Source organism: Campylobacter sp. RKI_CA19_01116 (genome assembly GCF_025771405.1).
GTDB lineage: Bacteria > Campylobacterota > Campylobacteria > Campylobacterales > Campylobacteraceae > Campylobacter_D.
Genome location: NZ_JAKMQF010000002.1, coordinates 201388 through 217071, shown reverse-complemented (window position 1 = coordinate 217071; position 15684 = coordinate 201388). Strand labels below are relative to the sequence as shown.

Annotated in this window: 15 protein-coding genes; 7 read left to right on the top strand and 8 right to left on the bottom strand. The window is 30.1% G+C overall.

The window, feature by feature from the left end; genetic code table 11:
- Window positions 1-27: 27 nt before the first annotated feature.
- Genes L8U41_RS02535 through L8U41_RS02520 form a run of 4 tightly spaced genes read right to left on the bottom strand, consistent with a single transcriptional unit; the run spans window position 28 to window position 4282 of the window.
- Window positions 28-1536 (bottom strand): phytoene desaturase family protein, encoded by a 1509-nt coding sequence (locus L8U41_RS02535; RefSeq protein WP_263727724.1) that lies wholly within the window; start codon window positions 1534-1536, stop codon window positions 28-30.
- Complete coding sequence (gene radA / locus L8U41_RS02530) at window positions 1527-2867, bottom strand: DNA repair protein RadA (protein WP_263727723.1); 1341 nt, start codon at window positions 2865-2867, stop codon at window positions 1527-1529. Before radA ends, L8U41_RS02535 begins: the two co-directional genes overlap by 10 nt.
- Before the next feature lie 3 nt (window positions 2868-2870).
- The gene (gene ftsY, locus L8U41_RS02525) at window positions 2871-3737 is read right to left on the bottom strand and encodes a signal recognition particle-docking protein FtsY (RefSeq protein ID WP_263727722.1); all 867 of its coding nucleotides are present in this window, start codon (window positions 3735-3737) and stop codon (window positions 2871-2873) included.
- Window positions 3737-4282, bottom strand: a complete 546-nt coding sequence (locus L8U41_RS02520) for a TlpA family protein disulfide reductase (protein WP_263727721.1) — start codon at window positions 4280-4282, stop codon at window positions 3737-3739. The genes ftsY and L8U41_RS02520 overlap by 1 nt, the downstream gene beginning before the upstream one ends.
- Before the next feature lie 67 nt (window positions 4283-4349).
- Here L8U41_RS02520 and L8U41_RS02515 point away from each other — a divergent pair, with 67 nt between their 5' ends.
- From L8U41_RS02515 to L8U41_RS02500, 4 genes are read left to right on the top strand one after another with little or no spacing between them, the layout of a single operon-like run.
- Window positions 4350-4979 (top strand): 5-formyltetrahydrofolate cyclo-ligase, encoded by a 630-nt coding sequence (locus tag L8U41_RS02515; protein WP_263727720.1) that lies wholly within the window; start codon window positions 4350-4352, stop codon window positions 4977-4979.
- The gene (gene rny / locus L8U41_RS02510; protein ID WP_039628788.1) at window positions 4903-6456 is read left to right on the top strand and encodes a ribonuclease Y; all 1554 of its coding nucleotides are present in this window, start codon (window positions 4903-4905) and stop codon (window positions 6454-6456) included. The genes L8U41_RS02515 and rny overlap by 77 nt, the downstream gene beginning before the upstream one ends.
- 8 nt (window positions 6457-6464) lie before the next feature.
- On the top strand, window positions 6465-7028 hold the full coding sequence (locus L8U41_RS02505) for a DedA family protein (RefSeq protein ID WP_039668721.1): 564 nt from the start codon (window positions 6465-6467) through the stop codon (window positions 7026-7028).
- Window positions 7025-8281 (top strand): ComEC/Rec2 family competence protein, encoded by a 1257-nt coding sequence (locus L8U41_RS02500; RefSeq protein WP_263727719.1) that lies wholly within the window; start codon window positions 7025-7027, stop codon window positions 8279-8281. The genes L8U41_RS02505 and L8U41_RS02500 overlap by 4 nt, the downstream gene beginning before the upstream one ends.
- Here L8U41_RS02500 and L8U41_RS02495 read toward each other — a convergent pair.
- Genes L8U41_RS02495 through L8U41_RS02485 form a run of 3 tightly spaced genes read right to left on the bottom strand, consistent with a single transcriptional unit; the run spans window position 8228 to window position 11132 of the window.
- The gene (locus tag L8U41_RS02495; RefSeq protein WP_087685400.1) at window positions 8228-9040 is read right to left on the bottom strand and encodes a YihY/virulence factor BrkB family protein; all 813 of its coding nucleotides are present in this window, start codon (window positions 9038-9040) and stop codon (window positions 8228-8230) included. The two genes, L8U41_RS02500 and L8U41_RS02495, sit on opposite strands and share 54 nt — an antisense overlap.
- Window positions 9040-10422 carry an FAD-linked oxidase C-terminal domain-containing protein gene (locus L8U41_RS02490; protein WP_263727718.1) on the bottom strand — a complete coding sequence of 461 codons (1383 nt, stop codon included), beginning with the start codon at window positions 10420-10422 and terminating at the stop codon, window positions 9040-9042. The genes L8U41_RS02495 and L8U41_RS02490 overlap by 1 nt, the downstream gene beginning before the upstream one ends.
- Window positions 10422-11132, bottom strand: a complete 711-nt coding sequence (locus L8U41_RS02485; RefSeq protein WP_373274567.1) for a plasminogen-binding N-terminal domain-containing protein — start codon at window positions 11130-11132, stop codon at window positions 10422-10424. The genes L8U41_RS02490 and L8U41_RS02485 overlap by 1 nt, the downstream gene beginning before the upstream one ends.
- Window positions 11133-11258: 126 nt before the next feature.
- On the opposite strand from L8U41_RS02485, the gene L8U41_RS02480 reads away from it, so the two are divergent.
- Genes L8U41_RS02480 through tpx form a run of 3 tightly spaced genes read left to right on the top strand, consistent with a single transcriptional unit; the run spans window position 11259 to window position 14292 of the window.
- Window positions 11259-12416, top strand: coding sequence for a peptidoglycan DD-metalloendopeptidase family protein (locus L8U41_RS02480; RefSeq protein ID WP_047208535.1), 1158 nt, complete (start codon window positions 11259-11261; stop codon window positions 12414-12416).
- A 1-nt stretch (window position 12417) separates the two neighbouring features.
- Window positions 12418-13761: a magnesium transporter gene (gene mgtE, locus L8U41_RS02475; protein WP_263663450.1), complete on the top strand. Its 1344-nt coding sequence runs from the start codon at window positions 12418-12420 to the stop codon at window positions 13759-13761.
- A 12-nt stretch (window positions 13762-13773) separates the two neighbouring features.
- Window positions 13774-14292 carry a thiol peroxidase gene (gene tpx / locus L8U41_RS02470; RefSeq protein WP_263727717.1) on the top strand — a complete coding sequence of 173 codons (519 nt, stop codon included), beginning with the start codon at window positions 13774-13776 and terminating at the stop codon, window positions 14290-14292.
- On the opposite strand, the gene L8U41_RS02465 is transcribed toward tpx, so the two are convergent.
- Entirely contained in the window at window positions 14289-15674 is a 1386-nt protein-coding gene (locus tag L8U41_RS02465) for a replicative DNA helicase (RefSeq protein WP_263727716.1), read from the bottom strand. The genes tpx and L8U41_RS02465 overlap by 4 nt on opposite strands.
- Window positions 15675-15684: the final 10 nt, after the last annotated feature.

Below are 15684 nucleotides of genomic sequence, written 5' to 3'. Positions count from 1 at the left end.
ATATTATAAAAAAAAATTGCTTATATTTTAATGAAAATTCATTTTATTAGCGCAAAAATATCCTCCTAAAATCGCACCTGTAAAACCACCACCAGGAAATATAAAAGCATTAGCAAAATACAAATTTTGTATACTTTTACTTTTATAATGCAATCTATATTTAACCCCTTCTTGATCTTGAGAAAATCCATAAATTGCACCCTCATAAGCTTTAGTATATCTTTGTATAGTTTTTGGGGTAGCTAATTCTTGATGGATTAAGTGTGAGCTTAAATTTGGAAATATCTCATCTAGTCTTTGCACTATAGCTTTTAATACTTCTTCTTTTTTAGCTTTATAATCTTGTTTATTTAAATCCCATTCATTATAATTTGAACTAAAAGCTACAACACCTATGTATCTATCGCTAGCTAAACCACTATCAATTTTAGAATAATTCACAAAAGCCATAGGTCTTTTTTTGATATCTAGTTTTAAAATATTAGTATTTTCATATGAACTATTTAAAAAATCATCTTCAAATATAAAATTACAATAATCCATATTTTCATAAATTTTAGAAATATCTTTATCATAAATAAAATAAGCACTTACCAAAGAACAAGCACGCTTTTTAGACTCTATTGCTTTGATTTCTTGGGTTAAATTTAAATCTTTAAGCAAGTCTTTATATACGATTAAAGGATCACAATTTGCAATGATATTTTGCGCATAGATGGTGTGTTTTTGATTATTTTGAATGTATTCTACTCCATAAGCTTTTTGATCTTTTGTGAGTATTTTAACAACTTCAGCCTTAGCTAAAACCTGTCCTTGATTTTCTTTGATAACCTCAGCCAAAGCATCACTTAAAGCTTGTGAACCACCTTTAATATATACCCCACCATCATAATAATGCTTTTGAGCAATGCCATGAAAACTAAAAATAAATTCCTTACTATCATGATGATAATAACTCATATTTGCATTTAAAATCTTTTTTAACTTATCATTTTTAATATAAGCATTTAAAACATCATAAACTTTTTTATTAAACAATCTATTTTTGATAAATATCCAAGAAGTGCTAAATGGAAATAACAATAATTCACTTAATTTTAAATCCCAAGGAAACCTTCGAATAGCATAAGCTTGCGTTTTTATAGCTTTAAAATATTTATCAATGCCTTTACTTTCTTGTGGAAATTCTTTTTTCAAAACCTCTTTTACGTTTTCTATACCATGAGGCAAAGTTAGATTATAATTTTTACTTTTAATACTCCATGCACTTGGTAAAAGTAAAATTTCAATTTTATTCTTTATACCAAGTTTTTCAAAAATCAAATGCTTCATATCAGTTTTTGCTTCACCTAGGTCCATTTCATGAAGCCCCGCATCAATCAAAGCACCTTTTCTTTTAAAACAAGTAGCACAACCACCAATTAAAGAATGCTGTTCTAAAACTAAAACTTTTTTACCATTTCTAGCTAAAAAAGCACCCGCGCTTAAGCCTCCAAGTCCTGAACCTATAATGATTACATCAAATTTTACATCCATTCTAAAACCTCACGTAATTCTTTAGCTACAAAACATTTTAAACCAAGTTCTTCCATAGGTTTAACCGGCACTATGGCATTTTTAAATTTTTGCATTTTAGCTTCTTTTAAACGCACATCAAGTGAAAATACTTCTTTAATCTCACCATTTAAACTAAGCTCACCCACAAAAACACTATCTTTGCTTAAAGGGCGGTTTTTAAAACTTGAAATAATCGCTGCAATCACCGCTAAATCTGCCGCAGTTTCACTAATTTTCACCCCACCACTTACATTAATAAACACATCATAATGTCCCAAAGGAATTTCAAGCTTTCTCTCAAGTAAAGCTATGAGCATATCTAAACGATTTTTTTCATAGCCTGTTGCACTGCGTTTTGGGTAAGCACTCTCACAAACTAAGGCTTGAATTTCTAGTACTAAAGCTCTGCTTCCTTCCATCACTACACTCAAAGCGCTACCACTTACTGCCTTACCACGCGTAAAAAATCTATTAGCTATGTCTTTAGCACTAATTAAACCCTTAGGAGTCATTTCAAAAATACCAACTTCGGAAATATTTCCAAAACGATTTTTAAAACCTCTTAAAATCCTTATTTCTTTATTAGCATCACCTTCAAAATAAAGCACCACATCTACCATATGCTCTAAAATTCTAGGTCCAGCTATAGCCCCATCTTTAGTGATATGTCCTATGATAAAAGTGCTAATATTATTAGCCTTAGAATAGCGCATTAACTCAAAAGTAATTTCTCTAACTTGAGTGATACTACCTGCTGCTGAAGTAATTTTATTAGAATATAAAGTTTGAATAGAATCAATAATTAAAATTTCATAATCTTTTTTAGAAAGCTCACTTAAAATATCTTCCAAGCAAAGTTCAGTAAGTAAAAATAAATTCTCACAATTTGCATTCAAACGATCTGCGCGCAGTTTGATTTGAGATTTACTCTCCTCTCCACTTACATAAAGTACTTTTTTACCACTTTTTGCCAAATTGGAAGCAATTTTTAATAAAAGTGTGGATTTTCCAACCCCAGGTGAACCCCCAATTAACACCAAAGAGCCCACAACAAGCCCACCACCTAAAACTAAATCAAGCTCATTATCATCAGTGCTAATGCGAGTGAAATTTTCTACTATAACATCATTTATACATACTGCAGAACTTGGAGTATTTGAGAGCGAATTTAACTCTTTTAAAACCTTAATTTGCTCTTGCTTTAGCTCAATAAAACTATCCCAAGAACCACATTCAGGACATTTGCCTAGCCATTTACTTTGCTGATTTCCACAAGCTTGACATTCAAATAAAATATGTTTTTTAGCCATAAATTATGCAAAAATCTCTTCAACTAAAGTTTTAACGTATTCATTAGGATTAAACTCATGAATTTGTCCTAACTGCTCCCCTATTCCTACATATAAAATAGGAAGCTCAAGTTCTCTTGCTATACTAAATAAAGCTCCACCTTTAGCAGTTCCATCAAGTTTTGTAATAATCACTCCATCAAGTTTTACTAAATCATTAAAAGCTTTTGCTTGCAAAATTCCTGCCACACCTTGAGTACCATCAAGCACAAGAATTTTTCTATGAGGAGCTCCCTGCATAGCTTTATCACTTATACGAACAATTTTTTCAAGCTCATTTGCAAGATTTTTTTGATTTTGCAAGCGTCCTGCTGTATCTAAAATAACCCTATCATAGTTTTTTGCCAAAGCTTTAGAAATAGCATCATAAGCAACTGCTGAAGGATCATGTCCTTGTGAAGTAGCTATGATATCTATATCTAATTTTTGCGCCCATAATTTTAACTGCTCTATAGCTCCTGCCCTAAAAGTATCACAAGCTCCAAGTATAACCTTTTCACCATTTTCTTTATGCAAATGTGCCATTTTAGCAATGCTTGTGGTCTTACCCACTCCATTTACACCTAAAATCAAATCCACAAAAGGTTTGGCATTAGCAAGTTCTGGCTTATCATAAATAAAATAAGTTCCCATAACACGCTCTAAATCAGTCTTTTTGACCTCATCATTTGGAGGAAGATAGTAAATAATCTCTTCAACTATTTCATACGCCACATCAGCTTCTAAAAGCATTTCTTCAAGTAAATCTTTAGTAATGATTTTATTTGAAGCCTTAACTAAATGAATACTTTCTAAGGTTTTTTTCAAACCATTTTTTAAAAATCCAAACATTACATTATCGCTTTTTGTATATCTATATCTAACATTTCTTCAGGGATTATCCCTAAATACTCTTTAATCTTTTCACCTTTTGTATTAAATAACACCATTGTTGGAATAGAACTGACATTTAAAACTTTAGAAAAAACAAAATTATTCTCTCCTATAGCTACTGGAAATTTAATTTTTTCATCTTCTATAAAAGTTAATATTTCTTGCTCCTTATTCTCTTCCAAAAAAAGCGCTATTACTTCAAATCTATCTTGATATTTATCATTTAAATTATTTAAATGTGGAATTTGAGCCTTACAAGGTGCACACCAAGTCGTAAAAAAAACAAACAATTTAGCTTTAGCTATATCATCAAAATTAAATGCTTGCTCATGATATTTCACATACATTTTTCTATCATCTAAAAATTTTAAAGTAAAATCAGTATTTTCACTTTGAGTCAAACTCGCATTGTCTGTATTTTCAGTACTAGAATTTTCTTTATCACTCGAACATGAAGTAAAAAATATCATAATAAAAATTACTAAAAAAAATTTAAATTTCAAGTCTTATCCTTATAATTTTTTAAGCTTAAAAGTATAACATAAAAAGTTAAAAACTTTAAGGAAAGCCTTGATAAAAAACAATTTTAGAATAAAACAAAAATCCAAAATGCATTTAAAATTAAAGTATCAATACAAAAGGGATTTTTTGGTTTTTCAAGAAATAAAGAAAATTCTAAATTTATGCAAAAATTGTAAAAATATCCTTATATATATCCCTTTAAAATATGAAATTAATCTTTATAAATTCAGGCATTTTCTAACAAAAAAATATCAAATTTTCGTCCCATTTATGCAAGATAAAAGTTTAAAGGTAGTAAAATTAAGATTAGCTCTTGAAAAAAAGAGCTTTGGGGTGTATGAGCCAAAAGATTCTTTTTTGCAAACTCGCATTGATGTTGCGATTATCCCTGTAATAGGCGTAGATGCAAAGTTAGGAAGAATCGGTCATGGTCAAGGTTTTTACGATAGGTTTTTTGAAAGCATTTCTTATAAAAAACCTTTGGTTATTTTTACGCAAATAATCGATGCAAAATCTGATCAATTTTTTAGCCAAGATCATGATATAAAAGGAAATTTTTATATAAACCCTTATAAAAAATATTTTAGGAAAGTTAAAAACAATGATAGAAATATTAGTCGCATTAATAGCCGTTTTTATAGGCGGAGGGATTGGGTATATAGTCGCCAAAAAGATTAATGATGCAAATTTCAATATCTTTTTAGAGCAAGCAAAAGCAAAAGCAAAAGCCATTGAATATGAAGCTGAACTAACACTTAAAGATGCTAAAAATTCGGTTGCTGAAGCTGAATTTGCGGCAAAGAAAAAATTTGATGAAAAAATTCAAAAACTTCAAAAAGAACATTCTATTAAGCTAGAAGAGCTTAATAAAAAAGAACAAAATCTTCATTATCAAGAAAAACTTCATGAGGAAAATAAAAACAAGCTAGCAAAAGAACAGCAAGCTATAAAAGCTTTACATGAGGAAAATGAAAATTTAAAACAAAATTATGAAACAAAGCTTAGTGAAGTATTAAAAATTCTTGAACATTCAGCTGGTCTTACACAAGAAGAAGCAAAAAATATAGTTTTACAAAAAGTAGAAGAAAACTCAAGAGCTGAGATTGCTCATATTGTTAGAAAATACGAAGAAGAGGCTAGAAATGAAGCCAAAAGAAAAGCTAATTTTATCTTAGCGCAAGCTACTTCAAGATTTGCAGGGGAATTTGCTGCCGAAAGGCTAATCAATGTAGTAAATATCAAAAATGATGAGTTAAAAGGTCGTATTATAGGTAAAGAAGGAAGAAATGTTAAAACCTTAGAAATGGTTTTGGGTGTTGATATCATCATTGATGATACACCTGGAGCGATTATAGTAAGTTGTTTTAATCTATATAGACGCGCCATTGCTACAAAAGTGATTGAACTTTTAGTTGAAGATGGCAGAATTCAACCTGCAAAAATAGAAGAAATTCATGAAAAAGTTTGCAAAGAATTTGAAGATAATATCTTAGAAGAAGGTCAAACTATAGTAATGGATTTAGGACTTAATAATATACATCCTGAAATTGTTAAATTAATAGGAAAATTAAGATATAGAGCAAGTTATGGCCAAAATGCTCTAGCACATTCTTTAGAAGTGGCACATTTAGCTGGAATCATAGCAGCTGAGTGTGGAGGGGATGAAAAATTAGCAAGAAGAGCTGGGATTTTACACGATATAGGTAAGGCTTTAACACATGAATTTGAAGGCTCTCATGTGGATTTAGGAGCTGAACTTTGCAAAAGATACAAAGAACATCCTGTTGTGATTAATGCAATTTATGCTCATCATGGGCATGAAGAAGCTATAAGCATAGAATCAGCTGCAGTTTGTACAGCAGATACACTAAGCGCTGCACGCCCTGGAGCAAGACGTGAAGTTTTAGAAGCCTTCTTAAAAAGAGTGAGTGAGCTTGAAGATATAGCAAAGAGTAAAGAAGGGGTTAAAAAAGCTTATGCTATTAATGCTGGCAGGGAAATTAGAGTTATTGTTAATGCAAAATTAGTCAATGATGATGAATCTGTGCTTTTAGCCAAAGAAATAGCTGAAGAAATTCAAGAAAAAGTACAATACCCTGGTGAAATAAAAGTCAATGTCATCAGAGAACTTAGAGCGATTGATTTTGCAAGATAAGGTTTTTCATGCAAGAAATGATAGATAATCTAAGTACTTATGGCTATTTGATTTTATTTTTTTATTCTTTTGGTGGAGGTATGGTTGCTATACTTGCTGCAGGAGTGCTTTGTGCAAGTTCTACTAAACTTGATTTGCATTTGTGTATATTTTTAGCCTTTTTAGCTAATACCATAGGCTCAACTTTATTATTTATCTTGGGAAAATACTATAAAAAAGACATAATGCCTTATTTTAAAAATCATAGAAGAAAAATCGCTCTTGCTATGATGAAAATCAAAAAATATGGTGATTTACTTTTAGTAGTGCAAAAATTTATCTATGGAGTAAAAACTATCATTCCTATAGCAGCAGGTCTTTGTAAATTTAGCTTTGTAAGATTTTTTATCATCAATACCTTAGCTAGTTTAATTTGGGCTGTTATTTTAGGTTATGCTGGTTTTATTTTTGGAAATACCCTAAAAGAAGCTTTTGAAGCATTTGCCAACTATCCTTACATAGCTCCTGTTTTTATAATCACTTTAATTTTTATTATATGGTTATATTTATCACGCTTTTCTAAGAAAAAATGAGTTTAAAATTCTCTATAAAAGAAACTTATAGAGAATTTTTTATTTTATTATTGTGTTTTTTAGCAATTTTTAGTTTAAATCTCATCTATGAGTATAAAAAATATCAAAATTTTAAACTTACTAAGCATTTATTACTTAAAGATAACATCGTTTTATCTTCTTATGAAAAAACTAATAAAAAAGGTAAAAAATATCAAGTTTTAAAACTCAAAAATTCTGATTTTATTTTTTACACCACTAGCTTTAAAGATCTCAATTTAAGTAAAAATGATGTAATAAATCTTAGAATTATCACTAAAAATATTAACTTTAAAGATTATCTTAGTAAAAGTTTTTATGCACCAAGTTATGATTTTAACAAAACCAAAACACAAAAAGAAAATACCTTAATAAAGTATTTTTTAAATCAACATCATAATGAAAAAGTCAAAGAATTTTATGGGGCTTTATTTTTTGCCAAAAATGTATCAAGTGAGCTTAGAAATGATGTAAATTTTTACAATATCGCACATTTAATTGCTATTAGTGGATATCATTTGGGCTTGTTATTTAGCTTTTGTTTTTTGATTTTTGCTCCTTTATATGCTTTTTTTCATAAACGATATTTTCCTTATAGAAGTTTAAAACTTGATATTAGTATTTTTGCTTTCTTGCTTTTAATTTTTTATATATTTTTAATAGATTTTAGCCCTTCTTATACAAGAGCTTTACTGATGAGTCTTTTTGCTTTTTATTTATTTAGTAAAAATATTAAAATACTCAGTTTTAAATTTTTATTTTTAAGTATAGCATTTTGTATTAGCATTTTTCCAAAACTTCTTTTTAGTGTTGGATTTTTATTTTCTATTTTGGGAGTTTTTTATATTTATTTATATCTTCATCATTTTAAAGATCAATTTTCAAATTTTACTCATGTTTTTTTGCTAAATATCTGGACTTTTTTAGCAATGATTATCCCTGTCTTATACTTTTTTCCTCTACTTAGCTTTCAGCAATTTTTAGCCATACCTTTAAGCTTAGCCTTTGTGGTATTTTATCCTTTGGTTTTAATCTTGCATATTTTTTCTTATGGAAATTTATTAGATTTATATTTAATACATTTTTTTGAGTTTAAAATGCATGCGATTAATCTATCAATACCTTTTGTGTTTTATTATATTTATTTAATTTTATCTTTAATCGCTATATTTAATAAATACTTAGCTCTTTTTGTAGTTTCTCTTGGGTTTATTCCCTTTATTTTCTTGATTTAAAAGCAAATAAGCCTTTAATCCCAAAAGATAAATAATCCAAGAAATGTAAATCCACAAAAAGAAAAATAATATTACAGAAAAAGAACCATATACATTTAAATAAGTTTTATTATATACAGCATAATATACAAAAATCATCTTAGAAATATACCAAATCACAGAAGCGCCAAAAGAACTAATAAGTAAGGTTTTTAAATCACCTTTTTTGCTTACTGAACTTGAATAAGAGACAAAAAATAAAGCCCATATAATCACATAGGGTAAAATCTCAAAAAAATTTAAAGCAATATTAAAATCATCTAAGGTTTTTTGTATAAAACCTGAAATGTAAAAACTCACACCAAGTCCAAGCGGAGTTAAAGTTGCTAAAGTCCAATAAGAACTTATACTGTGCCAAAGACTTTTAGAATCTTCCTCTAAAAGCTTATTAATCACATAATCATAACCTGAAAAAAAAGCCAAAGAAGTCAAAGCCATAGCCAAAAGTCCTATAAGTCCTAAATTTACGCTGTTTTTTAAAAAGGTATTGATATATTGTATGATTAATTCTTGTTGAGTTGGGATTAAAAAAGTAAAAATTAAATTTTTAATTCTTTCTTGATACATTTCAAAACTTGGAATTTGAGTAAAAACCCAAAAACACAAAAACAAAAGTGGTATTAAAGACAAGATAGTATAAAAACTCAAAGCCGCAGCATAATTTAAAATTTCTTTATCTCTTAAAGCTAAAAGAATTTTAAATAAGTTTTTAAAACTCATCAAAGTCCCATTTTGAAAGGATTGAGTATATTATTTGGATCAAATGCTTTTTTGATATTTCTCATTAAGTCCATTTCAGCTTCACTAAAAGCAAGCTTCATAAAAGGAGCTTTTGAAATGCCTATGCCATGCTCTCCACTTAAAGTCCCACCTAAAGAGACCGTAAGCTTAAACACCTCTTCCACAGCTTCATAACCTTTTTTAACTAATTCAGGATTGTTTTTGTCACTTACCATTACATTAGTATGTACATTCCCATCGCCAGTATGACCAAAACAAGGGATTTTAAAACCATATTTTTTAGAAATTTCAGCTATGCCTTTTAAAAGCTCAGGTAGTTTTGAACGTGGCACTGTAATATCTTCATTAAGTTTTAAATTTCCATACATTGCTATGCTTTGAGAACAATTTCTTCTAGCAAACCAAATATTAGCTGCTTCTTGCTCATCTTTTGCTATTTTAAACTCTCTTACGCCAGATTCATAAAAACTCTCTTGCAAGATTTTTAAATCTGCTTCAATAGCTTCTTTTGCATTACCATCTACATCAGCGATTAAAATCGCACCCGCATCCATAGGCAAGCCTTTTTGAAATTTTTGCTCTAGTGCTTGTATGCTTAGTTGATCTAAAAATTCCATAGATACAGGAGTTACACCTTTAGCTAAAGTTTTATAAACTGCATTCATCGCTTCATCAATGCTATTAAAAATCCCCATAGCTGTCTTTTTAAACTTTGGCAAAGCTACTAGTTTTAAAGTAATCTCGCTAAGCACAGCCAAAGATCCCTCACTTGCTATTAAAATTCCAGCTAGATTATAACCTGCTACATCTTTTATAGTTTTTTTACCTGCTCTAATGATTTCTCCATTAGGTAAAACAGCTCTTAAAGCCATTACATAATCTTTAGTTATACCATACTTAGCAGCCCTCATACCCCCTGCATTTTCGCTTACATTGCCCCCTAAAGAAGAATACTCCATACTAGCAGGATCAGGTGGATAAAATAAGCCATATTCTTTTACTTTTTCTTGTAAAGCCACATTTATCACACCAGGTTGTACCACTGCGACTAAATTTTCAAGATCAATTTCTAAAATCTTATTCATATGCTTTTCAAAGCTTAGCACCACTCCGCCATTAACAGCCAAGCTTCCACCGGTAAATCCGCTGCCTGAGCCCCTAGGAATGACGATGATTTTATTTTCATTGCAATATTTTAGAATTTGACTAATATCATTTTCATCTCTTGGGAAAAGCACTCCATCAGGCAAATAATGCTTTTTAGTAGCATCATAACTATACGCTCTTTTATGGATAGGATCAAAATGCGCATTTTCAACCCCTAAAAGATCTTGAAAGAATTTTTGATGAATTTCTTGCATTATTTTTCTCTAGTTAAGCTAATTAATTTTTCATAATATACATAATAATTTCCAATAGCCTCATCATTTAAGCTAAAAATATCACTTTTATAACCTGTAATTCTTGAATAAAATGGAATTTGCAAACTTTGAGCTTGCGGTATGGCAAATTCTTCTATCTTGCCAAAATCTTGACAATCAACTATCTCAGCTTTATTTTCTAAAGCTACTACTAAAAGCCCTACAGCATTTTTTGAACAAAAAGATCTAAAATCTGATCTTCTTGGAGTTTGGCGGTATTCTTGTATCATATGCGCACCAAATAAATCAGGATGTAAAAAATAAATTCCATTTAATTTTTGAGCTATAAAATCATACACACTTTTATCAGGAGCTACAATCAAAGCTCTATCGTATAAATAATTTAAAACTATTTTATCCCCTACTTGTGGCAATACATTTGGCAAAGGCATAGCATCTTGAGCTAGCATATCAAAAACTTTAAATTGTAATTTAACCAAGCCATTTTCACGCCCTATCACACTAGCTCTTGCAATGATAGATTTTTGTGTATCAATTTCATGCACAACTATACCACTTGAGTGCAATAAAATTCTAGGATCATCTTTTATATAACCATAAATATCATCTACTTTTTCAAGTTTTGTTTGTATTAAATCAAAATTTTTAGCTTGTAAAAATGCTAAAAAACAGCAAAGCATTAAGATAATTCTTGACAATTTATACTCCTTAAAAAGTGTAAAAAATAAATTATATTGTTTTTTCCTTACAAAATTGTAAGAAAAATTAAGTAAAATACAAATTTATGTTTAAATTTTAGAAGGCTTTAGATTATCATGAAAAAAATTTTCATATCTTTACTTATATCCATAAAACTTTTTGCTATTTCAAGTGTTGAAGAACTTTCTTGGGAAAATGGCAAAACTTTACTTGATTTTTTACAAGATCATTCTATACCGCTTAATTTATATTATAATCTTGACACCGAAGATAAAGAACTAAGCGCAGAAATTGCAAGTGGCATTAAATACCAAATGCTAAAAGATGAGCAAGGTGAGCTCGAGCAAGTTTTAATCCCAATTAGTGATGATTTACAAATTCATATTTACAAAAATATAGAAAATAAATTCGTATTGAGTTTTACCCCTATTTCTTACACTAAAGAAAAAAGAACCATTCGCGTAGCTATTAACAACTCAGCTTATCAAGATGTTTATGATGAAAGTGGCAGTGTAACCTTAGCAAGAGCTATGGTGAGAGCTTTTAAAAATAGTGTTAATTTTAAAAATGTCAGAAAAGGCGATAGCGTAGTATTAATTTATGAGCAAAAAAGAAGACTAGGAAGACTTTTTGGCGATATTAATATCCAAGCAGCTTTAGCTAACATTAGAGGTAAAGAATATTCTGTGTTTTTATATAAAGATTCTTATTATAATGCTCAAGGAAAAGAGCTTGAAAATTTCTTTTTAACTAAACCTGTTAAATACACAAGAATTTCAGATCGCTTTACTAGGGCAAGATATCATCCTATATTAAAACGCTACAGGGCTCACTTAGGTATTGACTATGCTGCTCCAACGGGTACTCCGGTTAAGAGCGCAGGAGATGGAACGATTAGTTTTGTTGGGACAAAAGGTGGCTATGGTAAGGTTGTACAAGTAAAACATGTATCAGGCTATATGACTTTATATGCTCACCTTAGCCGTTTTGCAAAAATCAAACGTGGTCAAAAAGTCAAACAAGGTCAAGTGATTGCTTATGTAGGCTCTACTGGTATGAGTACTGGGCCACATTTGCATTTTGGACTTTATCTAAATAACAAAGCAATTAATCCTGAAACCATAGTGAAAATTCCAAAATCAAGCCTAAGCGGTAAAAATAAAGAAGAATTTTTAAAAATGGCAAAAGAGTATGAAAATCGCTTGCAAAGCATTGATGAAAACTATAAAAATCCACCAAAAGAACAAAATATAGAAAATTCTATGGAGCTTTGAGATGATGAATGATTTTTTAGAAGCACAAGAACTTTTAAAAAATATTTCCAAAGATCAAAGCACCTATGAAACCAATGAAGCCCTAAAGACTATCAAAAGATATAACGAAGAGCTTTATTTGCAAACTCTTAAATCTTTTGATACTTACACACTTGCAAATGTAGCTACTATAACGCCTGAACATATCTTAGAAGATATTTTAGAACACTTAAGCATTATAAAGATTGCAAAAGCAGTAGAAGAGCTTGAAAGTGATGATGCAACAGACTTAATTAAGCGTTTTGAAGAGCTAAATCCGCAAAAAACTTTAGCTATTTTAAACCGCTTAAGCTCTGAAGATAAAGAAGAAATTTTACGCCTTAAAAATTATGATGAAAATACTGCTGGTGCTTATATGCAAACAGAAATTTTCACAGCTTCTATTGATGAGAGTATAGAAAAAGCTATTAAAAGATATAGAATTTTAAAACATTCAGGACAAGTAGATCAAATTTTTCAAGTTTATATCATAGATAATCAAGGAAAGCTTTGCAATGCTATCAACCTAAGCGATCTTTTGCTTTGGGATTTTAAACTAAGTTTTGCAGATATTATTAAAAACAATAATGAAAGATATAAAAGCTATAGCATAAAAGATCATGAGGATATACAAAAGGCTATTGATATAGTAGAAGATTATGATTTGAGTGTTTTAGCGGTTGTAAATGATGATGGAGTGCTTTTAGGTAGAATTACCTATGATGATATCCATGATTTAATCCAAGAAAATGCAACAGAACAAATTTATAACTTAGCCGGAGTTGATGCAGATGTTGAGGAAGAAAGTGCTTTTAAAGCGGCTAAAGCTAGAGCTTTTTGGCTTATGATTAATCTTACTACTTCATTAATCTCAGCTAATATCATTAGTCTTTTTTCAGGTGAAATAGAACAACTTGTAGCCCTAGCAGTACTTATGCCTATCGTAGCTTCCATGGGAGGCAATACAGGCTCACAAGCTTTAGCAGTAACAGTTAGAAAGCTCTCACTCAATGAAGTAGAATTTAAAGATGCTAAAAAAGTTATATTAAGAGAGAGTGGAATTTCTTTACTCAATGGATTTATATTTGCTAGTATTATGAGCATTATAGCTTTCATATGGTTTAAAACAGCTCTTTTGGGACTTGTTATAGCCTTATCAATGCTAATTAATCTAGCCTTAGCCGGTTTTGTAGGTTCTTTTGTACCTCTAACTTTGAAAAAATTTAAAATCGATCCTGCGGTAGGATCAAGTGTAGTGATTACTGCGATTACTGATGGTTTGGGATTTTTTAGCTTCTTACTTTTAGCAAAAATGATTTTATTATAAAAAAGGGAAATTATGTCAAGCATTACATATAAAGGTCAAATTATAGAACTTGCAGGAATTGAATTAGAAGTTGGCGATAATGCTCCAAAGGTAGTTCTAAGAACCAAAAATCTTGCCCCAGTAGAAATAGCACCACCTGGAAAAACTCAAATTTTATTAACTCTACCCAGCTTGGATACACCAGTATGTTCAAAACAAGCCAAAGAAACCAATAAAAGACTAGCTTCTATGAAAAATATTGAAGTTATTATTATTAGCATGGATTTACCTTTTGCTATGGATCGTTTTTGTGCTACTGAAGGGATTGATAATATTATAACCGCAAGTGATTTTGCCTTTAAAGATTTTGGCATAAACTATGGGGTATTAATAAATGATAGTATATTTGCAGGATTGCTAGCAAGAGCAGCTTTTGTAATTAAAGATGGAAAAATAGTATACAAACAGCTTGTAAAAGAGCTGATGGGAAAAATCGATTTTAAAGATTTAGAACTTTTTATGCATAAAAATTATGGTTACCCTTTGAATTAACCCTCAAAGTTTGTAACCACAAAATCTTCTTTTGGAGCTTCAATAAAGCATGATTTTTCTTTCAAAAAAAGCAAATCCACATGCCCTACAGGGCCATTTCTATTTTTACCTATAATAAGCTCAGCCTTTTCTTGCACAGGATTTGGCATAAATTTTCTCTCATAAGTCTTGCCTTCATTTTTGGCTTTATTTTCTCTTTCTTTTTCTTCTTGCTCTCTATAAACTTCATCTCTATATACAAATAAAATCGTATCTGCATCTTGTTCTATAGCACCACTTTCTCTTAAATCACTAAGCATAGGACGCTTGTTTGCTCTACTTTCTAATGAACGATTAAGCTGTGAGAGTGCCACTACTGGCATATTTAATTCTCTTGCTAAAAGCTTTAAACCTCTTGAAATTTCACTCACTTGCAAATGCCTATCATTAAAAGCTGAGTTACTCATCATAAGACCGATATAATCTACCACGCAAAGCTCAATACTTTCATCTTGAGCTTTAATTTTGCGTAAAATCGAACGAATATCAGCTATACTAGCATAACCACTATCATAAATATAAAGATTTTTTTGTGCATATTCATTACAAGCATCACCCACCCTACTCCACTCATCATCATTTAAATCTGCGATTAGAATTTTTTGCAAAGGAATGGAAGTTTTTGCACTGATTAATCTTTGCATGATTTGCGTAGCAGGCATTTCTAGTGAAAACATTACAACGCCTTTATTTTGTCTTAGTGTTTTTTCTATAAAATTTAAACAAATTGTAGTTTTTCCCATACCTGGGCGTGCAGCGATGATTACAAGATCGCCAGGTTTAAAGCCTTTTGTCATTTTATTAAGCTCACTAAAACCCGTATCAAGTCCTAAAATATCCTTGTTTTCAGCTTCTTTTTGCCTTTTAAACTCATCCATAAGCTCAGACATAACCATAGTCATATCTTTAATACTATTACTATTTACACGGTTGGTAAGATTAAAAATCTCTTTGCCTATTTCATCTGAAATTTGAGAAATGCTTTTATCTTCATTTACCCTTGTAGGTATAGTATAAGCAAAATTTAAAAGTTGGCGTCTAATGGATTTTTCTCTTAATTCATAAGCGTATTTACTCACATCTGCTATGGAAGTAGTGGCTAAAACTTCAGCTAAAATTTGCTCATCTATTTTTTTATGTTTTCTTATAAAACTTGCACTTATAGGCTCGCCTGCATTCACACAAGCTAAAATCGCTTTATAAATATCTTGGTGAGCTTTGAGTGAAAAATCATTAATCTCAATATCTGAAGAAATGCTAAAAAAAGAATCTTCACTATATATACAAGAACTTAAAATCGCCCTTTCAAGATCTAAATCAAAATGCTCATTATTTTGACTCATACGCACTCCA